20 protein-coding genes are annotated in these 21685 nt (G+C 40.5%); 12 read left to right on the forward strand and 8 right to left on the reverse strand.

Annotated features, from left to right (window positions below; all coding sequences use genetic code 11):
* Nucleotides 1-62: 62 nt before the first annotated feature.
* The gene (locus tag J8L86_RS13980; RefSeq protein WP_211030841.1) at nt 63-776 is read right to left on the reverse strand and encodes an arginyltransferase; all 714 of its coding nucleotides are present in this window, start codon (nt 774-776) and stop codon (nt 63-65) included.
* Nucleotides 766-1473: a leucyl/phenylalanyl-tRNA--protein transferase gene (aat, locus tag J8L86_RS13985; RefSeq protein ID WP_065108263.1), complete on the reverse strand. Its 708-nt coding sequence runs from the start codon at nt 1471-1473 to the stop codon at nt 766-768. Before aat ends, J8L86_RS13980 begins: the two co-directional genes overlap by 11 nt.
* A 119-nt stretch (nt 1474-1592) precedes the next feature.
* On the opposite strand from aat, the gene J8L86_RS13990 reads away from it, so the two are divergent.
* The gene (locus J8L86_RS13990; RefSeq protein ID WP_225442266.1) at nt 1593-2018 is read left to right on the forward strand and encodes a glycine zipper 2TM domain-containing protein; all 426 of its coding nucleotides are present in this window, start codon (nt 1593-1595) and stop codon (nt 2016-2018) included.
* Nucleotides 2019-2124: 106 nt separating this feature from the next.
* Here J8L86_RS13990 and J8L86_RS13995 read toward each other — a convergent pair whose 3' ends face one another.
* The gene (locus J8L86_RS13995) at nt 2125-2487 is read right to left on the reverse strand and encodes a hypothetical protein (protein ID WP_065108262.1); all 363 of its coding nucleotides are present in this window, start codon (nt 2485-2487) and stop codon (nt 2125-2127) included.
* 198 nt (nt 2488-2685) lie between these two features.
* On the opposite strand from J8L86_RS13995, the gene J8L86_RS14000 reads away from it, so the two are divergent.
* Together J8L86_RS14000 and J8L86_RS14005 are read left to right on the forward strand one after the other, a co-directional pair.
* Nucleotides 2686-3453 carry a Nif3-like dinuclear metal center hexameric protein gene (locus J8L86_RS14000; RefSeq protein ID WP_211030842.1) on the forward strand — a complete coding sequence of 256 codons (768 nt, stop codon included), beginning with the start codon at nt 2686-2688 and terminating at the stop codon, nt 3451-3453.
* 27 nt (nt 3454-3480) lie between these two features.
* A complete protein-coding gene (locus J8L86_RS14005; RefSeq protein ID WP_211030843.1) occupies nt 3481-5418 on the forward strand; it encodes a monovalent cation:proton antiporter-2 (CPA2) family protein in 1938 nt (645 codons plus the stop codon).
* Between the two features lie 83 nt (nt 5419-5501).
* Here J8L86_RS14005 and metG read toward each other — a convergent pair whose 3' ends face one another.
* Complete coding sequence (metG, locus tag J8L86_RS14010) at nt 5502-7544, reverse strand: methionine--tRNA ligase (protein ID WP_211030844.1); 2043 nt, start codon at nt 7542-7544, stop codon at nt 5502-5504.
* Nucleotides 7545-7699: 155 nt separating this feature from the next.
* Between metG and apbC the strand changes: the two genes are divergently transcribed.
* From apbC to J8L86_RS14050, 8 genes are all read left to right on the forward strand, one after another.
* Nucleotides 7700-8815, forward strand: a complete 1116-nt coding sequence (gene apbC / locus J8L86_RS14015; protein ID WP_055024448.1) for an iron-sulfur cluster carrier protein ApbC — start codon at nt 7700-7702, stop codon at nt 8813-8815.
* A 9-nt stretch (nt 8816-8824) separates the two neighbouring features.
* Entirely contained in the window at nt 8825-9463 is a 639-nt protein-coding gene (gene udk, locus J8L86_RS14020; RefSeq protein ID WP_055024449.1) for a uridine kinase, read from the forward strand.
* 247 nt (nt 9464-9710) lie between these two features.
* Nucleotides 9711-10556, forward strand: a complete 846-nt coding sequence (gene pabC / locus J8L86_RS14025) for an aminodeoxychorismate lyase (protein WP_065108259.1) — start codon at nt 9711-9713, stop codon at nt 10554-10556.
* Between the two features lie 6 nt (nt 10557-10562).
* Nucleotides 10563-11573, forward strand: a complete 1011-nt coding sequence (mltG, locus tag J8L86_RS14030; RefSeq protein WP_065108258.1) for an endolytic transglycosylase MltG — start codon at nt 10563-10565, stop codon at nt 11571-11573.
* On the forward strand, nt 11570-12199 hold the full coding sequence (gene tmk, locus J8L86_RS14035) for a dTMP kinase (protein WP_080915550.1): 630 nt from the start codon (nt 11570-11572) through the stop codon (nt 12197-12199). Before mltG ends, tmk begins: the two co-directional genes overlap by 4 nt.
* Nucleotides 12200-12233: 34 nt before the next feature.
* Nucleotides 12234-13193 carry a DNA polymerase III subunit delta' gene (gene holB / locus J8L86_RS14040; protein WP_055024453.1) on the forward strand — a complete coding sequence of 320 codons (960 nt, stop codon included), beginning with the start codon at nt 12234-12236 and terminating at the stop codon, nt 13191-13193.
* Between the two features lie 12 nt (nt 13194-13205).
* A complete protein-coding gene (locus J8L86_RS14045; RefSeq protein WP_055024454.1) occupies nt 13206-13532 on the forward strand; it encodes a PilZ domain-containing protein in 327 nt (108 codons plus the stop codon).
* 44 nt (nt 13533-13576) lie between these two features.
* A complete protein-coding gene (locus J8L86_RS14050) occupies nt 13577-14365 on the forward strand; it encodes a YchF/TatD family DNA exonuclease (RefSeq protein WP_211030845.1) in 789 nt (262 codons plus the stop codon).
* Between the two features lie 329 nt (nt 14366-14694).
* On the opposite strand, the gene rsmF is transcribed toward J8L86_RS14050, so the two are convergent.
* A complete protein-coding gene (rsmF, locus tag J8L86_RS14055) occupies nt 14695-16137 on the reverse strand; it encodes a 16S rRNA (cytosine(1407)-C(5))-methyltransferase RsmF (RefSeq protein WP_211030846.1) in 1443 nt (480 codons plus the stop codon).
* Between the two features lie 98 nt (nt 16138-16235).
* Here rsmF and J8L86_RS14060 point away from each other — a divergent pair, with 98 nt between their 5' ends.
* Nucleotides 16236-17462, forward strand: coding sequence for a spore maturation protein (locus tag J8L86_RS14060; protein WP_211030847.1), 1227 nt, complete (start codon nt 16236-16238; stop codon nt 17460-17462).
* A gap of 191 nt (nt 17463-17653) precedes the next feature.
* Here the strand turns inward: J8L86_RS14060 and J8L86_RS14065 are convergent, their stop codons facing one another.
* Genes J8L86_RS14065 through J8L86_RS14075 form a run of 3 tightly spaced genes read right to left on the reverse strand, consistent with a single transcriptional unit; the run spans nt 17654 to nt 21549 of the window.
* Complete coding sequence (locus J8L86_RS14065; RefSeq protein WP_211030848.1) at nt 17654-20293, reverse strand: MlaD family protein; 2640 nt, start codon at nt 20291-20293, stop codon at nt 17654-17656.
* Complete coding sequence (locus J8L86_RS14070) at nt 20280-20930, reverse strand: paraquat-inducible protein A (RefSeq protein WP_055024459.1); 651 nt, start codon at nt 20928-20930, stop codon at nt 20280-20282. Before J8L86_RS14070 ends, J8L86_RS14065 begins: the two co-directional genes overlap by 14 nt.
* Nucleotides 20920-21549 carry a paraquat-inducible protein A gene (locus tag J8L86_RS14075; protein ID WP_211030849.1) on the reverse strand — a complete coding sequence of 210 codons (630 nt, stop codon included), beginning with the start codon at nt 21547-21549 and terminating at the stop codon, nt 20920-20922. The genes J8L86_RS14070 and J8L86_RS14075 overlap by 11 nt, the downstream gene beginning before the upstream one ends.
* Nucleotides 21550-21685 lie beyond the last annotated feature (136 nt).

Consider the following 21685-nt stretch of genomic DNA (forward strand, 5'->3'; position numbering starts at 1 on the left):
AAATATAAAAAAAATTCGCAGTATCATGCCCCAAAAAGCGCTTGCTGTAAAGGATTGAAACACTAAAGCGTGGGTTCTTTTTCAATATGTTGCCATCCATTCGCTGTTAATATTTGATATGGACGATATAAACGTTTGTAATTCATTTTTCTATTTTCATCAATTTGATAGCCCAGATAAACAAATTGCTTACCTAGTTGCAGGGCTAAATCACACTGCAACAAGATCATGAAGCTGCCGAGTGAGCGTTTAGCATAGTCAGGATCAAAATAACTATAAATGGCTGACAAACTATTATTGAGTTGATCCGTTACAGCCACTCCAATGAGTTTATCTTGGTCAAAAACTTCAATGTAAGTGGGTTTAAGCCAGCTGCACAGCAGGAAGTCATTATATTGAGCTTCACTCGGAGGATACATTGGCCCATCAGAATGGCGGCCACTGATATAACGTTCGTATAATGCGTAGTGTTCAGCTGAACACTCATCTGTGACTTGCCATGTTAAGTCCTGATTGTTTTTGATGGTGCGTTTTTGTCGTTTAGAAAGTTTAAATTCAGGCACCACAACGCGTATAGATTGACATGCTGAGCAACTCGGACAGCGTGGTTTATAAGTAGAGTTGCCATTTCGTCTAAAGCCCATGCCAAGTAATTGTTCAAATAGCGCGCTGTCCAACTGTGGCTCTTGAATAATTAATAGCTGCTCTTGAAGTCCATCAATATAGCTACAATCAAAAGGGTGACTAATGCCGACACTGATGCTTCTAGATGTCAAAATATACCTCTTGAGTAACCCAAGCTTGATTATCAATAACTTGATTACGTAATTGTTTTAAGGTTTGTAAAAACTCATTTCTAGGTACAGGTTTCGCACCTAAGTTTTCTAAATGTGGGTTCATAATTTGTGCATCAATCAGCTTAAAACCATGTTTGGCAATATGCTGATTAAGCATTGCAAATGCAGCTTTTGATGCATTGGTTTGGCGATGAAACATTGATTCTCCACAAAATACACTGCCTACCGCTATTCCATATAAACCGCCAACAAGTGTTTTATCATCCCACACTTCAATAGAGTGAGCTTTACCTAAAGAGTGCAATTTAATATAGGCATTTTGAATATCGGTTGAAATCCAAGTGCCTTGCTCACTGGCTCTTGGTTCTGAACATGCTTTGATTACCTCTGCAAAGGCATGATTAATGGTAAATCGCCACGTTGATTTTTTTAGGCATTTTCGCATTGTTTTGTTTAGCGGCTGAGTTTGTGGAGTAAATACCGCTCTTGGGTGAGGTGACCACCATAGGATGGGATCATCATCGTTAAACCAAGGGAAAATGCCTTGATAATAGGCTTCGACTAATCGAGTTGGTGATAAATCACCGCCAACCGCCAGTAAGCCATTTGGTTCGTCAAGTGCTTGCATGGGATCAGGAAATTGAGGAAGGTGATTTAAATAAGACAGTGAGTTCACAATTAAGTATATTATTAAATAGGTCTTATCTATACGTTAGCGGAATTTTGCTTATGTTGAAACTCACAAACAGCTCAGTGATGGTTTTTAGTGCACTTTTGGTCATATTATCAGGGGTAATGAGTAGCACAGCACTAGCGGCATATGAGCGTAATCAGGCAGTGCCAGTTGAAAAGGTAATCTATGGCCAAGTCGAATCAATTAAACACGTTACACAAACGCAATTAGTCGAAGATCGTAACCTTGGCTGGAAAACCTTTGGCGGTGCATTAATAGGTGGCGTTATTGGGCATCAGTTTGGTGGTGGCTCAGGACAGGATGTCGCAACCGTATTAGGCGCATTACTTGGTGGCGCTGCAGCCAACCAATACGGCAACTCAACTCGTACACTTGAATATAAACTAATTGAAATGATGATTAATTTAGACGATGGAACACAAGTTATGGTGATACAAGACTTAGATCCTGGAATGTCATTTGTTGCAGGTGACGAAGTGCGTGTTGTGTATTTAACCGGTTATGTTCGTGTGGATTTAGCCATGTAATGAACGGATAGTAAAATCACATTTTTTGTGTGATTCGCGCAATAAAAAAGGAGCCTCAGTGGCTCCTTTTTTGATTGGTCGCTAGCTCAGTAACAGTAAGCTTGTATTAGAAACCGCGAGGTAAGGTATTTTTACCTGCATTTGCTAATTTTTCACGCCATAGTTCTTTAGGTGTTTTACCGCCTGAAGTGTCGGCTTTTTTAGCAGTAGGCTTTTTCGCTTCAGTTTTGGCTGCAACAGCTTTTTTAGCTGCAGGCTTTTTAGCGACAACTTTTTCTGCAACAGGTGCTTCTGTTTGACCTTGAGTCACTTCAAGGTGCATTTTCTCAAGATCGCTAAAGCGTAAAGACTTGCCGCCATCAATTTTATACCAGCTGCCTTTCTGCTCGATTTCAACAGTTTTTGAAGTTTGTTTTTCAAGAGCAGCTTTAAGTTCGGCGATAAGCGCTTCTTTAGTCAAGTTTGACATATTGAGACCTATTTTTCTGTAATGAATAGTTTTATTTAATGTTTTCAACATCCCTTAGCGCTAATTTTAGTGTTTAAAGTACCCAAAAGTCCAATTTAAGCCAAAATCGCTTAGCAAATAAGCAATGTTAACAAGGGTTTTTCAATAAGTATTGGTCTGCGTTACACTATTAATATCAAAAATTTTAGGGTTAGTTTTATGTCATTAACGTCTGTATCTCGCGAGCTATTATCCAACTATCTAAATGATTTCCTTAGCGTTAGCCAATTTAAAGATTATGCACCTAATGGACTGCAGGTTCAGGGCTCAGATACGATTAGTACCATAGTCACTGGGGTAACAGCTTGCCAAGCGCTCATTGACCAAGCGGCTGCAGTGAATGCTGATGCCATATTGGTTCATCATGGATTTTTTTGGAAAAATGAACCAGAAGTGCTTACAGGGATGAAATATAAGCGAATTAAAACGCTTATGAGTCACGATATGAATTTATTCGGCTATCATTTACCACTAGATGCCCATGAAACTATTGGAAATAATGCAGAACTTGCTAAAAAGTTGGGATTAGTCGATGTTGAAGTGTGTGCAGATATTCCACAAAATTTACTTTGGAAAGGAAAACTTGCAACGCCACTTTCGCCTCTACAATTAAGTGAGTTATTGAATCAAAAATTATATCGCCAACCACTTCATATAGGCGATGATGAGCAAATAATTTCATCGTTGGCATGGTGTACTGGTGGAGCGCAAGATTATATTGATCATGCTGCGGCTCTGGGAGTTGATGCATTTATAAGTGGTGAAGTTTCTGAGCGCACGTATCACTGTGCAATGGAGCAGGGAATCCATTATTTTGCTGCTGGTCACCATGCAACTGAGCAATTTGGTATTCAAGCATTAGGTGAACATTTAGCTGAAAAATTTGGTTTGACACATCAGTTTATTGACATTGTTAATCCTGTTTAATCAATAGAAAAACCAAAGGTTAACGCCATGACTGAATATTTTATTCAAGCATTTATTTATTTATCAGCAGCGGTTATCGCAGTGCCTATTGCTCAACGCATGGGCTTAGGTTCCGTACTTGGCTATTTGATCGCAGGGGTTGTCATTGGACCGATTGTTGGGTTAGTCGGAAGTGAAACCAACACCATTCAGCATTTTGCAGAATTTGGCGTCGTCATGATGCTATTTTTAGTCGGTCTGGAGCTTGAACCTAAAATGCTCTGGTCGATGAGACATCGATTAGTGGGCATGGGTGGCCTGCAAGTCGGCTTATCGGCGGGTATTGTGATGGCTATTGCTATGATGTTTGAAATGTCATGGACGGTCGCGTTAACTATTGGCTTAATTTTCTCCTTATCTTCCACAGCGATTGTTTTACAAACATTAAATGAAAAAGGCTTAACCAAAACAACGGCTGGCAAGAATGCATTTGGCGTGTTGTTATTTCAAGACATCGCGGTAATTCCTATGCTTGCGCTTATTCCGCTCCTAGCGCTTCCTGAATTAGTTGAAGCTGCGCAATACTCAGTGGCAGCTGCTGCTGAGCACCACGAAGAACTTTCTTTGGTTGCAGACTTACATGGTGGTTTATATGCGCTGGTATTAGTGCTTTCAATCGGCTTGGTTGTATTTGGGGGACATTACTTGAGTCGGCCTGTATTCAGGTTTATTGCAGATTCAGGGGTGCGTGAGATTTCAACTGCGGCGGCTTTACTTTTGGTGATTGGGATTGCAACGCTAATGAGCTTAGTAGGGGTATCACCTGCACTTGGTACATTCTTAGCGGGTGTCGTACTTGCAAACAGTGAATTTAAACATGAGCTTGAAACACATATTGGTCCATTTAAAGGGTTATTGCTAGGCTTGTTTTTCATTACGGTCGGCGCAGGTATCGACTTTGAAATCCTTTGGAATTATCTCGGAGTGATATTAGGCGTCACAGCTGCTGTGATGCTATTGAAAGCGTTGGTATTATTAGTGCTGAGCTTTATATTTCGTATCAAAGGAAGTGATAGATGGTTATATACTCTTAGCTTGGCGCAAGCAGGTGAGTTTGGCTTTGTATTGTTAAGTTTTAGTCAGCAAAACCATGTGATTTCGCAAGAAATTGCGCAGCCATTATCGATAGTCGTTGCGTTATCTATGTTCTTTACCCCTGGGTTATTCATTTTTTACGAAAAAGTCATTTTGCCTAAATACGAGAAAACCTCGAATGATCGCGAGCAAGATGAAGTCGATGAGCAGGGAACAGTCATCATTGCAGGTATTGGTCGTTTCGGACAGATTGTGAATCGTTTACTGCTGTCTAATGGCGTTAAAACCGTTGTGCTGGATCACCAAGCGACCCAAGTAGACAACTTACGTAAAATCAATACGAAAGCTTACTATGGTGATGCAACTCGTCCTGATTTACTTGAGACGGCTGGCGTTGCCACAGCGTCGGCATTTGTTGTAGCGATTGATAACCCACAAAGTAGCGTTGAGCTCGTCAAGCACCTTAAGCACAAGTATCCTCACTTAAAAGTGATCAGCCGTGCTTTTGACCGTGGCCACAGTCACTTATTACGTCAAGCTGGAGCGGACTATGTTGAGTCTGAAACATTCAGGTCGGCATTGAAAGTAGGCGCTGAATCAATGAAAGCAATGGGGTTCTCTTCAGAGTTGGTCGAGCGACAAAAACAAACGTATATGAGAGTGGAAAAAGAAGCTTCTGAAGTACTGTATAACGAATGGGCTGGTCGCACCGACGGTGAGAAGTTTGGCGGAGATTTCATTAATCTATTTATTGAATATGAAGAGCGTTTAAAAGAAGCAATTGAAGCTGATACTGAGGCTTATAAAAGTCAGCGTTTTGCTCAAGAAGCGCCATGTGACCCTGAAAATGCTAACGCTTGCGAAGATGCTAATCCAAAGGTGATGTCATAATATGTTTTCTGGCTAGCTAGAAGCTGACTGATAAATAATAAGGCCGTCAATTGACGGCCTTTTTTGTATTAACTCACGAGAGACTACATCACTCGCATGCCTGGTTTAGCGCCTGCATGTGGTTCTAAAATCCAGATATCTTTGCCACCAGGGCCTGCGGCTAACACCATGCCTTCAGACTCGCCAAACTTCATCTTACGTGGAGCAAGGTTGGCTACCATGACAGTGTGTTTACCAATTAAATCTTCTGGCGCATAAGCCGATTTAATGCCAGCAAATACTTGTTTCGTTTCACCGCCTAAATCAAGCTCTAAACGAAGCAGTTTATTCGCTTTTTCAATGTGCTCAGCTTTAGCAATGAGTGCAATACGTAAATCGACCTTAGCAAAATCATCAAAAGTGATTTCAGGTGCTAACGGCTCTTTTTCAAGTTCTGTTTGCACTTGCTCAGCTTTAGGGGCTTTGGTTTCTGCAACTTGAAGATTTTCAGTTGACGCTTCAATAATCGCCTCAATACTCTTCATTTCAATACGTTGCATTAACGCTTTAAACTTAGCGATTTCGTGGCCTGCTAAATCTTGGTTTAAATTGTCCCAAGTTAAGGTTAACTGCAGGAAGCTTTCAACTTTTTCAGCTAACTGAGGCAACACTGGTTTTAGGTAAGTCACCAAAATACGGAACAAGTTAAGTGCATTACTACAAACTTGATGCGCTTCTTCTTGTTTTGCTTCGTCTTTGATTAACTGCCAAGGTGCAGCATCGGCAACATAAGCGTTCGCCATATCGGCAAGTGCCATGATTTCACGCATTGCTTTACCGAATTCACGGGTTTCATATAAATCAGCAATAAGATCTTGTTTAGCTAAGAAGGCTTCTGTTAACGACATATCGTTAATTTTAGCTAACTTACCTTCAAATCGTTTACTGATAAAACCAGCCGTGCGAGATGCTAAGTTTACCAATTTACCGACTAGATCTGAGTTTACACGTTGAGCGAAGTCTTCAAGGTTTAAATCTAAGTCATCAACACGGCTATTTAATTTTGCGGCATAGTAATAACGAAGGTACTCAGGGTTTAAGTTATCTAAGTAGGTACGGGCTTTGATGAAGGTGCCTTTTGATTTAGACATCTTTGCGCCGTTCACTGTGACGTAACCATGAGCAAAAACACTCGTAGGTTTACGCACTCCTGCGCCATCAAGCATTGCAGGCCAGAATAAACCGTGGAAGTTTACGATATCTTTACCGATAAAGTGATAAAGCTCGGTGCTTGAACCTTTATTCCAGTATTCGTCAAAGTTCAGATCATCACGTTTATCACATAAGTTTTTGAATGAACCCATGTAACCAATTGGGGCGTCTAGCCAGACATAGAAAAACTTGCCTGGTTGCTCTGGAATTTCGAATCCAAAATACGGCGCGTCACGTGAGATATCCCACTGTTGTAATCCTTGGTCGAACCATTCTCTTAATTTGTTAGCAATTTCAGGTTGTAAAGAACCTGATGAAAGCCATTCGCCTAACATGGTTTCAAATGCTGGTAAGTCAAAAAAGAAGTGTTCACTGTCTTTCATGACTGGAGTTGCACCTGATACAACAGAGTAAGGATTGATTAAATCTGTTGTGCTGTAAGTTGCACCGCAGTTATCACAGTTATCACCGTATTGATCTTCGCTTTTACATTTAGGGCAGGTGCCTTTAACGAAACGATCCGGTAAAAACATTTCTTTTTCAGGATCATATAATTGCGAGATGGTTTTGGTTTTGATGTAACCGCCATCGCGTAATTTTAAGTAAATATCACTGGCTAATTCACGGTTCTCATCACTGTGAGTACTGTGAAAGTTATCAAATTGAATATTAAAGTCCGCGAAATCTTGTTCATGCTCTTTTTGTACTTGAGCAATCATTTCTTCTGGGGTAATTCCCATTTGTTGAGCTTTGAGCATGATTGGGGTGCCATGGGCATCATCAGCACAAATATAGTGACATTCATGTCCACGAAGCTTTTGGTAACGAGACCAAATATCAGTTTGAATATACTCAAGCATATGACCTAAATGGATAGGACCATTGGCATATGGGAGGGCACTTGTCACCAGGATTTTACGTTGTGAATTTGTCATTTTGTCTCAACAATCGATTACACTAAATATATGGTCAAGATACTAACCGATCAAAGTGATTATTTCATCAAACAACAACAAAAACGGCTAAATTAGCGCTCATTTTTCTCTAATTCTGGTACACTTGGGCAAATTTTTCGCTGGGAGTTCTGCTTTTGTCTACTTCGCATACAGATTATCAATTAAGTGATGACCTTCTTGGTCCAGTATTGAGTATTTTAGATGCATATCAAGATCCATATTTAGCCGAAGGGTTAGTGTCTGCAGGTTGTGTTAATAAGCTTGCGATAGAAGGCAAACGACTGCTTCTTGGCTTGGTATATCCTTACCCTTGTATGACGCAATATCGCGATACGGTTATGGATGTGACAAAAAAGCTCGCCGTGTTAGACGCCATCGACGAAGTCGAATGCGAAATTGATTTCCAGCCTCGCGTGTTTTCAGCCATTGCTTCAGTAGAACCTATTCCAAATATCAAGCAAGTGATTGCTGTGGCTTCTGGTAAAGGTGGTGTCGGTAAATCTACAACTGCTGTCAACCTTGCGTTGGCATTAAAAGCAGAAGGCGCTGAAGTCGGTATTTTAGATGCTGATATTTATGGTCCATCAATCCCAATGATGTTGGGGCTTCAAGGTTTTAAACCGACATCACCAGATGGCAAAATGATGACAGCAGCTTCTGCACATGGCATTTCAGCTCAATCAATTGGCTTTATGCTAGGTGATGGAGAAGCCGCTGTTTGGCGCGGTCCAATGGCAGCAGGTGCATTGAACCAGTTATTAACTGAAACTCAGTGGCCAGAATTAGATTATTTAGTGATTGATTTGCCACCAGGAACTGGTGACATACAATTAACACTGTCACAAAAGTTTCCAGTCAGTGGCACGGTTGTTGTTACAACACCACAAGATATCGCACTTGAAGATGCTAAAAAAGGCATCACCATGTTCCAAAAAGTGGATATTCCAGTTTTAGGTATCATCGAAAACATGAGTTTTCATTTATGTCCTGAATGTGGTCATAAAGAACATCCTTTTGGTACCCATGGCGGCAGCAAGATTGCTGAACGTTATGAAGTGCCATTATTGGGCGCATTGCCGCTTAATATTAATATTCGTGAGTCAATGGATGAAGGTAACCCTGCGGTTGCCAGTAAGCCAGACTCAGAAGTTGCTGCTATTTATCGTGAAATTGCCCGTAAAGTGGGTGCACAACTTGCCAAGCAGCAAAACAAAAACACAGTTTCAATCAGTATTTCAGACGACGAGTAAGGTTAAGTAATGAATTCTCAGCAATGTGTCATTATTGGTATCGCAGGTGCTTCAGCATCAGGCAAAAGTTTAATTGCCCAAACGATTTTTGAAGAACTAAAACGCGACCTAGGCACCGATCAAATCGGTGTGATTAATGAAGATGCGTATTACCGTGACCAAAGTCATATGACAATGGAAGACCGTGTTAAAACCAATTATGATCATCCTAAAGCACTGGATCATCAACTATTAGCTGAACACCTTAAACAATTAAAGAAGGGTGAGCAGGTAAATATTCCTTGTTATAGCTACAAAGAACATACTCGCATGAGTAAAACTCTGGATATGCAGCCTAAAAAGGTCATTATCTTAGAAGGTATTTTATTGTTAACTGATCCTAAATTACGTGAACTTATGGATGCGAGTGTATTCATGGACACACCGTTGGATATTTGTTTCTTACGTCGTTTAACTCGTGACGTTGCAGAGCGTGGCCGTACAATGGAATCGGTTATTGCGCAATATAAAGCAACAGTGCGCCCAATGTTCTTACAGTTTATTGAACCGTCAAAACAGCATGCTGATATCATTGTACCTCGTGGTGGTAAAAACAGAATTGCGACGGATATTTTAAAAGCTCGAATTCAACATCTATTAGCAAGATAATATTTTTCGCTTTATACAGATGCTTGTTTAAGTGATAAATTATAGGCTCTAATTCAGAGCCTATTTTTTAATGACGCTTTTAAATAGTATTACACCGCTTGTTATTTTAATTATCACCTACAAGATACGTAAATATGGCGTTGCGGCGGGGTGTTACAAATGTCTTGCAATAACTCATCGATGTAAATTGATAACAGATTAAGTAAAAAAGTAGTTTTCACCCGCAGGGATAGATTCAGGATAAAACATGGCTTTAGTATTTGTGAACGGACAATCTGATAATACTATTCAAGCGCTCGACAGGGGGCTTGCATATGGCGATGGCGTATTTGCAACTATGCGAGTTTCCAATAGTCAGTTGATGTTTATTGAAGCGCACCTGTCTCGGTTAAACCAAGCTTGCCTTAGATTAGGTTTCCAACCTCCAGTTTTATCTGATTTACAGTCCCGTTTGCAAAAGCATGCACAATCACTCGGTGAGGGATGTATAAAGCTCTTAATTAGTCGTGGTGTTGGTGGACGCGGTTATACCGCCCCATCGAATCCGACCATAACTGAAATGATATCTCTGCATGAGATACCAAAGCATTACCAAGGTTGGCAGCAGCAAGGCATTAGTTTGTCAGTTTCATCCGTACAGTTGGCTAAACAGCCATTATTAGCGGGAATGAAGCATTTAAATCGCCTCGAACAAGTGTTGATTAAACAGTATGAATTAACAGCTAAAGCAGATGATTGGCTTATTTTGGATACTGATAATCATGTTGTTGAAACTTCAATGGCTAATATATTTTTGGTCATAGGTAACCAAGTGATTACCCCAAAACTTTCTGATAGCGGTGTGGCGGGCGTAATGCGAGAGCAAGTCATCAACACATTGCTAGATAATCATTTTGCTGTCATGGCGACAAAGGTGACAATGGATGATATTAAAAACGCTGACCATGTCTTTATCACCAATAGTTTATTGGGTATGGTAAATATTAATTCAATTATTGATCGCCAAGTTAATGCCAGCTTAAGCTCGACCACTCACTATAAACCTTGGCAGTACACCACACCATTATTAACCCAGCTAACATTGTCACTATAAAATAATATGAAAAAAACACTCACGATACTTCTTACATCTTTGATGACACTGACTACGGTTGCGTGTGTGGTTGGGTTTTGGGCCTACCAACAGATTTTGGCCTACCCCAAACAAGCACTCAAGCTTGAAGAGCCGACCGAGTTAGTGATTGCCCAAGGTATGAATATTACTAAGCTAGGAAAAGAACTTGAAACAAACGGAACGCTTTCTGATAGTTGGAAATTTAAATATTTATTAAAAATTAAGCCTGAATATGCGCATATAAGAACAGGGTTATATCAAATTAATCCTGGAGACAATATCGAGTCATTGTTAACAAAACTAAACCGAGGCGACGAAATGACTTTTTCGTTGACCTTAATTGAAGGTAAAACCATTAAAGAATGGCATGAAGCATTAACTGATTTGCCGCATTTAACGTTTGATGAGGACGTATTTAATCGAGTGCTGCTAAAAAATGGTGATGATTCAGGATTACCTGAAGGAAAGTTTTTTCCCGAAACTTATCAATATCAAGCCAACGAATCACTTGAGTCAATTTTAAATCGCAGCTATCAGATGATGCAAAAGACCTTAGAGCAAGCTTGGGAAGAGCGAGATAAGGAACTTAAACTCAAGACGCCTTATGAATTACTAACAATTGCATCTATTATTGAGAAAGAAACAGGTAAGCCATCAGAGCGTGATTGGGTTGCCGCAGTGTTTAATAACAGATTGAAACTTGGGATGCGCTTGCAAACCGATCCAACAGTGATTTATGGCATGGGTGAGCGCTATAACGGAAATATCACGCGCGCTGATTTACGCGAGAAAACAGCATTTAATACCTATCGAATAAATGGGCTACCGCCTACACCAATCGCTGCCCCAAGTAAGGCTGCTATTTTTGCCGCTGCGAAACCAGCTGACGTGAAGTATTTATACTTTGTATCAAGAAATGACGGTAGTCATGTATTTTCAGAGACATTAGCACAACATAATCGTGCCGTTAACGAGTATCAGAGAAACAGAAAATGATCGAACAAAAAGCGAAGTTTGTCGTAATTGAAGGCCTCGAAGGCGCAGGAAAATCAAGTGCGATTGAACTTGTAAAAACACTCATTACCTCCCATACCGGAAAAGCGCCGGTGTGTACTCGTGAGCCTGGTGGAACACCATTAGCTGAGAAAATGCGCGATTTAGTAAAAGTTGCCGATGAAACCGATCCTTTATGTGATGAAGCAGAATGCTTACTTTTTTATGCTGCAAGGGCTCAGCTTATTGCCAATGTAATTAAGCCTGCACTTGCTGACAATACATGGGTATTAGGCGATCGCCATAACTTGTCATCTTTAGCCTATCAAGGCGGTGGAAGAGGGTTGATGCCGCTTGTAAAATCAATCAGTGATATTACCTTAAAAGGGTTTAAACCGGATTTGACCTTATACTTGGATATTGAGCCAAAACTTGGGCTTGAGCGAGCAGCAAATCGTGGTGCACTGGATAGAATTGAAGTTCAAAAAATCGAATTTTTTGAACGCGCACGAGCAACATTTTTAGATTTTGCGGCAAAAGATGACTCTATTATTGTTATTGATGCCAGTAAAACCCTTGAAGAAGTGCATCAACAAATTACGACAGAATTAACGGCAAGATTATCTTGAATAGCACCACTTCACGACAAACAGTGAGCCAATAATGCAGGCATTTTATTTGAACCAACTTCCGTGGTTAGATGCGCCATTTACGCGTTTTGTTAACGAGCGACTTAGTGGTCATAGTGCTCATGCGCAACTGGTAAGCATTGAACAAGGGTATGGCGGGCATATTCTTGCTAGGGAAATGGCTGAAGCTGCAATGTGCACTCAACTAACACCTGTTGGCGCATGTGGGCAATGCAAAAGTTGTTTATTGTTTAAAGCAGGAACACACCCAGATTGTCATGTTATTAAAGCTGATGGTACACAAATTAAAGTGGATCAAATACGGGACTTGTGCCAAAAACTCACGGTGACAGCGCAGCAAGGTGGTCAACGGGTTGCAATTATTCAAAATAGTGAGCAATTCAACCTTGCTTCAGCAAATGCACTATTAAAAACATTGGAAGAACCTGGGAATAATATTTTAATTATTTTACAAACTGACGTGCCGTCTCGATTACTTGCTACAATTAAAAGTCGTTGCCAACAGGTGGCTTACCTTAAACCTAACAAGCAACAAGTGCTTGATTGGTTAAATCAATTCCAACTACTGCCTCCTGCACCAGAAGGCCAAAAAACACATGATGTCACTTGGTGTTTAGGTATGATGGGTGGACCGTTAAAATTGGCTGAGAGTTTAGAAAATGAGCATTATCATAAGCTATTAACTTTCCGACAAGATTGGGCTAAAAGTATTCAGTCAGGTCATCTTAGTGGTAGTTTAATCAAGGTTTCTGAACAGCAAATTGTTGACGCACTTAATGTTTTATATTTGTACTTGCGACAATATGTGTTAAAAAGTAAAAAGATAGATCCATTAGCGACAAGTAACATTATTGGTTTGTCTTCGAAAGTGGCACAAATGTGTCAGCGATTAACGACAATGGCGAGTATTAATGCCCCAGCATTATGCCAAGACTATATACTCGAATTTAGACAACTTATTCATCTTAAATAATAGACTGAGACTATGACCGATCTTGTGGTAAATTTTGATACTCTGCACCAATTGTACAGAGCTTATATGCCTTTTATTAAACCTGCGGGTTTATTTATTTCAACGACTGAAAGCCATTTTTTAGGGCAAGAGTTGTCTATTTCATATAAATTACCTGGTACATCTCAAATGACCGATTTTAAAGGTGTTGTGGTTTGGATTAACCCTTTAGGCGCATCAGGTGGCAGGCCAGCAGGTATTGGTGTCAAAATTAAAACCGATCCTGAAAGCCATAAACACCATATTGAAAAATTGCTTTCAAGTGAACTTTCTTCAAGTGATTTGACCTGCACTATGTAGCTAGGTATTCTTGCTGGCTTATTTTCGTTTTAGATAAAATACCCATGTTAATTGACTCTCATTGCCACTTGGACCGTTTAAAAGCGGCGCCAGATCAACCTAGTTTACAAGCTATCATCGACGCTGCTAAATCTCGCGGTGTAGATTACCTGTTATGCGTTAATGTACGCCAACAAGGTTTCGAATCAATGCGTGAGAAAATGGCGCAATTCGATAACGTATTCCTTTCTTCTGGTGTGCACCCATTAGATGTTCAAGAAGGGCTAAATGTAGCTGAAATCAAACAATTTGCGACTGATAAAAAGGTGGTTGCAATTGGTGAAACTGGTTTAGATTATTTTTACGCACCAGAAACGAAAACGCTGCAACAACAATGTTTCGAGCAGCAAATTGCCTTGGCTGTTGAAGTGAATAAACCGCTGATTGTCCATACACGTGATGCCCGTGAAGACACTATTTCAATGTTAAAAGCAGGCGGCGCTGATAAAGTTGGTGGTGTATTACATTGCTTTACTGAAAACTGGGAGATGGCGAAGGCGGCGATTGACTTAGGTTTTTATATCTCAGTGTCTGGTATTGTGACGTTTAAAAATGCTGGTGAATTACGCAGTGTTATTCGACAAGTGCCGCAAGATAGATTACTTGTTGAAACTGACTCACCGTATTTAGCGCCCGTCCCGCACAGAGGTCAGGAGAATCAACCAGCTTATGTGCGTGATGTCGCTGAATTTGTCGCTGAACTTCGTGGTGAGAAATATGAAGAGTTAGCTCGTTATACCTCTGACAACTTCTTTAACCTTTTCACAGATGCAGCGAAACTCATTGGTCGCTAGTTTCAGACAAAAAAAGACCCAAAACTATCCAATTGTTCTGGGTCTAGGGGAATGGCTCTTCATAAAAGAGCCTTGCGCTACTGTTGAGAGGCTATTCTCAGTAAATCAGTTAAGTCGTACTCAGTTAAGTTGCATTCAGTTAAGTTGTATTGTGGTCTACATTAAGGAATGTTTCGCTAGCACAACTTGATTCACAAATTATAGTTATCATTTGTCATATTGCACATTTATTGAACGATAATTGTGCGAATAACCTACTTTGGGATGACGCTAGTGTATAAAACGAGCCACAGCTCAATTCGAATTTTGCTTCTATTTGTTTGATTTTATTAAACTTTATCTATTTTGTCTTTAACCAAGTCACGTGGTAGATTGTTTTTTAATCTATGGCCTAAATGCTTGACGACACCTAATGGTGTTTGATTAAAACTAACCAACATTTCTCCCATTGCCGACTTTTCAATCCCATCAATCTCTAGAGTTGAAATGTCTCTGCCCATCAAAAACTCAATGGCTTGAGCGCGGCTCAGTTCAATGACTCGCTCTGTATTTTGGATATAATGACTTAACGCCATGATAGCTTCGTGCTTAACTTTAAAGCCTTTCTTCATCACATCTGCGAGCTTAAACCCGATACGTTGGAAGCGCATCAAACCAATAAACTCGTTGAACTTAGTAGGGAATAGCCAGTACTCATCATCACGCAGCATCACAGTATAATTTTCAGGAAGCTGGATATTGAATTGTTGGCTGAAGTAGGCTTTGATAGCCATTACTTGTTTGCTATTAGCCGATACAAACGGGAAGTTGCGTTGTGGTTTGGGGCATTTTTTCAATCTTGGTACTGAGGTTATTTTTTTTATTTTAGCGACAAAAAAACCTTCACTGTCGAAAATCTGTGGCCAAACATGTAAAAAGCCTTCTTCAGTACATGCTTTTTCAGCACCAGGAAATAAACCATTAAGTGGCATAAACTCAACCGCATCTGGATACTGTTGCTGAATATAGTGACAAATCTGCTGATTTTCGATTTGGCTGAGTGTACAAGTGGAATACACTAAAGTTCCACCAGGCTTGAGCGCTAATAATGCTGATTCTATAAGGACTTTCTGTGTTTCAGCTATGTCAGTAACGTCATCTAATTGCCAATGCTTTAGGGCGTTCGGGTCCTTACGTACTGTGCCTTCACCGCCGCACGGGGCATCAAGTAAAATAGCATCAAACTTTTCATATAAGTATTCACCGAACACTTTACCGTCAAAATGGGTAAGGGCACATTGATTCACTCCCATACGCTGCACATTAGCATGTAATATTTTAACTCGGCTTGATGAGTATTCATTTGCTATGAGTAAGCCATGGTTATTCATTAGGGCAGCGAGTTGTGTGGTTTTAGAACCGGGTGCAGAGGCAACGTCGAGTACCGTCTCAAGTATGTTGCTATCTGTGCTATCAAATAGTGCTACGGGCGGCAACATAGAGCTAGCTTCTTGAATATAAAATAGCCCTTGTATATGTTCTACCATGTTACCTGGTTGCTGATCTTCAGAGTGAGTAATCCAAAAACCTTCACTACACCAAGGGATAGGTTCATAACTCCAGTTTTTTTGCTTCATTATGTCGATAAAAGCAGCCACAGAAATTTTGAGAGTGTTGACTCTAATGGACTTTCTAAGTGGGCGCTGACACGCTGCAATAAACTCATCTAGATCAAGATGTTCAGGTAGTTCTGAAGAAATGTGAGTGAGGTAATTTGGGTTAATTTGCGCCATAGTAAAAAAATTCGATAAAACAACTGTGTAATTATGGATTAGATTATATCATGCATTTATCACCGTGAGTTCCTCGGGCAATAATGATGGAGTATTAAGTGCTGAATCGAGTTTGGTTGTTCTTTTTTGTAACGGCTGCTATTGCGATTGTTATTCAACTATTCAATGGTCATGTCGGAGTATTGAGTGATGCTGTAAATGGCATATTTAGTAGTGCGAAACTCGCCGCTGAGATATCTATTGGCTTAATCGGAGTGCTTGCTCTGTGGATGGGGCTAATGCAAGTAGGAGAGAAAGCCGGTGTAGTTGGTGTTTTCGCCAAATTATTTGAACCGTTATTATCTAAATTAATGCCAGAGGTACCTCGAGGTCATCCCGCTTATGGCAGTATGACGATGAACCTGACAGCTAATATGCTTGGTCTAGATAACGCAGCAACTCCACTTGGCTTAAAAGCCATGCACGACTTACAAAGCTTGAACCCAGATAAAACTGTCGCGACCAATGCACAAATTCTTTTCTTGGTATTAAATACTTCATCTGTGACTTTAGTACCTGTAACCGTTTTTCTATATCGAGCGCAGCAGGGCGCGGCAGCTCCGGCTGACGTTTTCTTACCGATATTATTAGCAACGGTTGCATCAACCGTTGTCGGCTTGACTGTGGTGGCGATAGTACAGCGGTTATCATTGCTAAATACCGTGGTGTTGGGGTATGGCGCAGTTCTATTTAGTGGATTAACCGCAAGTGTATTCTATCTGCTAACCTTATCAGCATCAGCCATTGGTACCATTTCTACTGCGCTCGGTAACGGGATTTTATTATTATTAATTTTGAGTTTTATCTTAATTGCAGGCTACCGGAAAGTCGCAATATACGATGAGTTTGTAGAAGGTGCCAAAGGAGGTTTTTCTCAAGCTATAGCGTTAATACCTTATTTATTAGCGATGTTGTTAGCGATTGGCATGTTAAGGGCATCCGGTGCGCTAGATTATGCATTACAGGGGCTTGCTGGTCTTGTGTCCATGATGGGGTTTGATAATCGTTTTGTTGATGCCATGCCTACTGCGTTAATGAAGCCTTTTAGTGGTTCCGGCGCACGGGCCATGATGTTAGAAACGATGGAACATCATGGTGTTGACTCTTTTGCTGGTCGATTATCGGCAATTTTCCAAGGTAGCACAGAAACCACTTTTTATGTGTTAGCTGTTTACTTTGGTTCTGTAGGGATCCGTAATAGCCGCCATGCACTGGGCTGTGGTTTGGCTGCCGATGTCGGCGGAATAATTGCTGCTATTGCAGTGTGCTATTGGTTCTATGGTTAAGTGAACGTCAGATATTTACCAATTTATTTAAGCGTTTATTGTGAATTCAGGTTTTTATGAGCTTATTGATGTTTGATTAGAAAAAAGTCGGCAAATGCCGACTTTTTAAATGTTCCTTGAAGCTAACGTCACTTAATCTAATGTAACTCGAAAACCAACCTAGTTCAGTTTACATAGTGTCATTTTAATGATTACGGCTTCACTTGTTCTGGCTGCCATCTACGCCACTCTTCTTTCATCTTGTTGTAAAGGTTAAATCTCGCACCTGAAGCGATTTGATTTGCTGGGGTAGTGATGTCTTCGGTAACAACAGAAATTCCCCCTGAAAGCAGTGTTTCTAGTGAACCGGTTTCGATTTGTGCACCAGAGAAAATCCCAACCTCAAGTTTGATACCGGATGCGTCCCAGAAGCGGCTGCTTTGATTAACTAAGTGCGTGTATTGCTTTTCGATATGCGAGTACATCAATACCTTGTTGCCGTTTTCTGATAATGAATAACCATCAACTTGGCCAATAGAAATACCTCTGAAGAAAATAGGGGTACCCACTTTGATAGAACCCAGTTGACTATCTTCAAGGACTAACGTGACTGCATCAGCATCGATATTTGCATCATATCGGGCTGACAAATGTGCGGTAAAGTTATCGCTAATATCAGTTTGATTGCCCGGTAAAACACCGATGTAAGGGCCGGTGATTAGGGTTTCTGGGGCTGTTATACCCGTTAAAGATATTTGCGCATCAACCACAAAATATTCACTGTCCGCTTTAGTAAAGTGATCAGCATATTCACCGTATAAATAGGCACTTGCTGTTAACGTATCTAGGTTTTGATTTAACTTCACCTGCTGCACTACACCAATTTGATGGCCTTGATAGCGAATCGCTGCTTTTTCAGAAACTTTTGCTTCGGCAGGCACGATTAAGGTAATGGCTTTAGCCTGTTTAAGCGCTAAGGCTTTAGAGTCATACAAGCGAGATACATTGCCTGGTTGGTCATTATCAAGTAAACCAAGGCTAATACTGCCTTTGAGTGCACCTTCTAAAGGTGCCACATCGACTTCGATACCAGACAAGCTTGCATTGATATTTGCTGCATCGTTACGCCAAAATACACTTGAGTCTTTAATCAACTGTTTAAACTTATTTTGTATTGCGATACGAATCGAGAATTGGTCTGTATTGCTGTTCCAATAAACTTCTTTAACACTACCGATTTGCATTTTTTTGTAATAAATAGGAGAACCTGCAGATAACCCCGCGCCATCGATACTGTCGAGTGTTAATGTGGTGATGTTATTTTTATTAAGGGCGACAAGTGCATCATCATTAGAACGATACAAGGCAAATTTTGCCTTCGGGGTAACTAATGCTTTATTTTTTCCTTGAACTAAGGAAATCGCACCTTCAATAACAGTGTTTAAATCTCTTGTTGTTACAGATACGCCGTCTAAAGATGCGTCAATACTTAACGCTGACTCTGTGACAAAATAACTATCAGTTGTTAATAGTGAGGCGAACTCAGGTAAAATTTCGACTTGGTACAGAACACCGGTAAAGTCTTCGGTTAATGTCACTTCAGTGATAGTACCAATAGGCATCTGTTTAAATCTAACTTCTGCGCCTGCAGTTAAGCCACTGTGCTCATCAGAAGTGAGTTGTATGGTGAGCTTTTGCGCTTGAAGCAAATCTGGCGCTTCAGGTTGTAAAGTAAATAGCTCTGGTAACGCTTGGTCACTGGTGCCTGGGAGCACATTGACGACACTCCCAGTTAATAAACGTGCTGCATGTTTCACACCTTCAAGCGAAATGTCGGCACCAGCAATCCAGAATTGGCTATCGGCATTTAATAAGTGCTGATATTGCACATCAAACTTGGCTAAAAATTTAACGCCGGATTCAGTCAATTGAGTTTGATGAACTTTGCCCACCTCAACGCCACGATAAACCAGTGCTGAACCTTGGTTTATCTCATCTGCATTCTCGGCGGTAAGTACAAATTCAATCCCTTTAACTGCACTTTCTTCATCAGGGTAAAGTACGTAGGTATCGCCACTAACTGCTTTGTCCGCTTTTGTATCTGAGTTGAAACTGATCCCGCCAGCAAGTAATGATGCCAAACTTTCGGTATTCACCTTAATCCCTGACATAGAGGCATCGATTTTGAGCCCAGAGACATTCCAAAATTGTGACTCTTGATTGACCAAGTGTGCGTATTGCTGCTCGATAAAGGTACTGATAGTAATGGTCTCACTATCGATTAAGCGGTAGTTAACCACCTTGCCAACTGGCACTTGGCGGTAAAATACCATTGAGCCGACATCAAGGGAGCCTAGTGTTGAAGTGGTAAGGTTTACAACAATGCCTTCTTCATCATTGGGGATCATCGTAGGGGCTTCTGTTAAAGCAACAAACTCAGATGCCGAACTACCATCTCCTGGCTGAATAGCAATATAGTTACCTGAAAATAAGGTATCTAATCCTTCTATCCCGGTGATACTTGCTTTTGGAGTCACAAGCCAAAACTGGGTGTTTTTGTTTAAAAATGGATCAGAGCGATAATCCATAATGATTTTAACATTGACGCCAGAAAGGTCTTTATCAATGCTGATATCGGTGACTTTACCGACCGTTAATCCCTGATATTTAACTAGGGTTTTACCGATATCGATACCGATCGCACTAGGGAAGTGCACTTGAACTTCAATTCCCGACTCTTTGATACTTTTAACACCTAGCCAAGCCCCCAATACCAGGGCAACAATAGGAAGTAACCAAATCGGAGAGAAAAGTTTCTTTTTAACGACTTTTGGTGATTCAATTCGTGTCATTTTTTTTGTCCAAGCGATCCCAAAGTAAACGTGTATCAAGCACCTTAGCTGCCAATTGAGTCAGTAAGATAACGAGTGCAAATGCGGTTGCTGCCGGAGCGGGTTTAGCATCTAAAAGTTGACCCATATTGACTACCGCAACTGTCAGTGCAATAACGAATAAATCCAACATAGACCAACGGCCAATCCATTCAATAATATGAAACCCCACCATGAGCTTCTTTTTTGAAACTGGTAAGTTAAAACTAATCGCAGTTAAATATATCGCTAGTCCAGCAATTTTTAGCCATGGTACTAAAATACTGGCGGTGAATACGATAATAGCAATAGGGATCATATCCGAATGCACTAAATGTACTATCCCAGTAAAAATAGTATCGTAAGTCACTTTGCCTTGGTTTGTGAGCATAGTGATTGGATAAATATTGGCTGGTATTAATAAAATCGCTGCAGTAATTAATAACGCCCAGCTTTGTTGCAAGCTCTGTTCATTACGAGGTTGTATTTTTGATTCGCAGCGGCTGCAATACCCTTGCTCAATAGGGTTAATGTTGCGACATACCCCACACAAGGTCATACCGATATCTTTACCTTGCTGGTAATCATTGCTTTTAGCTTGTTCTATTTTATTCGTCATGAGTCAGCTTCCACATATGTTCCAGATTATACTCACGTTGCAAAAACAAAATAACCAAAAATAACATTCCGAAACAAAAAGTTCCCATGCCTAAATAGATATCCGCAAAGTCAGATAAATTGAATGCGGCCACCAAGAAAGAAATGACATAAATTTCTAACATTGATAATTGGGTGAGTAAGGCTTGGTTTTTCAGCAAACGCCGATAGGTTCGTTGCCAAAAGTAGCTGTGTAATTTGTTTTTTACGATAATGATTTGTAGCAATATCGACAGTATCAATAAGCCAGGAGCAATCACTGCTGAGGCAATAACTGCAACAGCGACAATCCAATAACCTTGTGCCCAAACTGCGATGGCTGTCTCGTAGACAGTCGTTGCACGGATGCTACCCAAAAAATGGATTTCTAAAACGGGTAAAAAATTAGCTGGGATAAAAAAAAGTAGCGCGGTCATACACAAAGCTAGCATGCCGTTAATAGAGCAATATGGCACATCATAGAGTGCCGTATGGCAGCGAGGACATAGGGCTCTGACATTCGAAGGTAGCGCACGGCGCTGAACTGCTAAGTCACAAGAGCGACATAAAACGATGCTCTCTTGATCTACATTTTTTGGCATATAAAGCGCAAACCATCCATCTATATAATTAAGAGCTCTAAATTACTGAACAATATCTGACTAAAGTGCACAAAATATGGCTTTAAATAGTCAAAACGTCAATTATTCAAGATACAATAAAATCAGATAATACCAG

The sequence above is a fragment of the Shewanella sp. MMG014 genome (genome assembly GCF_018100775.1).
In the GTDB taxonomy this organism is placed as follows: domain Bacteria; phylum Pseudomonadota; class Gammaproteobacteria; order Enterobacterales; family Shewanellaceae; genus Shewanella; species Shewanella japonica.

Excerpts from the sequence above, each read along its gene's own strand:
- udk (WP_055024449.1), top strand. The coding sequence starts at position 8,825 with ATGAATTCTCAGCAATGTGTCATTATTGGTATCGCAGGTGCTTCAGCA.
- pabC (WP_065108259.1), top strand. The coding sequence starts at position 9,711 with ATGGCTTTAGTATTTGTGAACGGACAATCTGATAATACTATTCAAGCG.
- rsmF (WP_211030846.1), bottom strand. The coding sequence starts at position 16,137 with ATGGCGCAAATTAACCCAAATTACCTCACTCACATTTCTTCAGAACTA.
- J8L86_RS14070 (WP_055024459.1), bottom strand. The coding sequence starts at position 20,930 with ATGACGAATAAAATAGAACAAGCTAAAAGCAATGATTACCAGCAAGGT.
- J8L86_RS14005 (WP_211030843.1), top strand. The coding sequence starts at position 3,481 with ATGACTGAATATTTTATTCAAGCATTTATTTATTTATCAGCAGCGGTT.
- J8L86_RS14065 (WP_211030848.1), bottom strand. The coding sequence starts at position 20,293 with ATGACACGAATTGAATCACCAAAAGTCGTTAAAAAGAAACTTTTCTCT.
- metG (WP_211030844.1), bottom strand. The coding sequence starts at position 7,544 with ATGACAAATTCACAACGTAAAATCCTGGTGACAAGTGCCCTCCCATAT.
- J8L86_RS14000 (WP_211030842.1), top strand. The coding sequence starts at position 2,686 with ATGTCATTAACGTCTGTATCTCGCGAGCTATTATCCAACTATCTAAAT.
- J8L86_RS13990 (WP_225442266.1), top strand. The coding sequence starts at position 1,593 with ATGAGTAGCACAGCACTAGCGGCATATGAGCGTAATCAGGCAGTGCCA.
- J8L86_RS14075 (WP_211030849.1), bottom strand. The coding sequence starts at position 21,549 with ATGCCAAAAAATGTAGATCAAGAGAGCATCGTTTTATGTCGCTCTTGT.
- J8L86_RS14045 (WP_055024454.1), top strand. The coding sequence starts at position 13,206 with ATGACCGATCTTGTGGTAAATTTTGATACTCTGCACCAATTGTACAGA.
- mltG (WP_065108258.1), top strand. The coding sequence starts at position 10,563 with ATGAAAAAAACACTCACGATACTTCTTACATCTTTGATGACACTGACT.
- holB (WP_055024453.1), top strand. The coding sequence starts at position 12,234 with ATGCAGGCATTTTATTTGAACCAACTTCCGTGGTTAGATGCGCCATTT.
- J8L86_RS13995 (WP_065108262.1), bottom strand. The coding sequence starts at position 2,487 with ATGTCAAACTTGACTAAAGAAGCGCTTATCGCCGAACTTAAAGCTGCT.
- tmk (WP_080915550.1), top strand. The coding sequence starts at position 11,570 with ATGATCGAACAAAAAGCGAAGTTTGTCGTAATTGAAGGCCTCGAAGGC.
- J8L86_RS14050 (WP_211030845.1), top strand. The coding sequence starts at position 13,577 with ATGTTAATTGACTCTCATTGCCACTTGGACCGTTTAAAAGCGGCGCCA.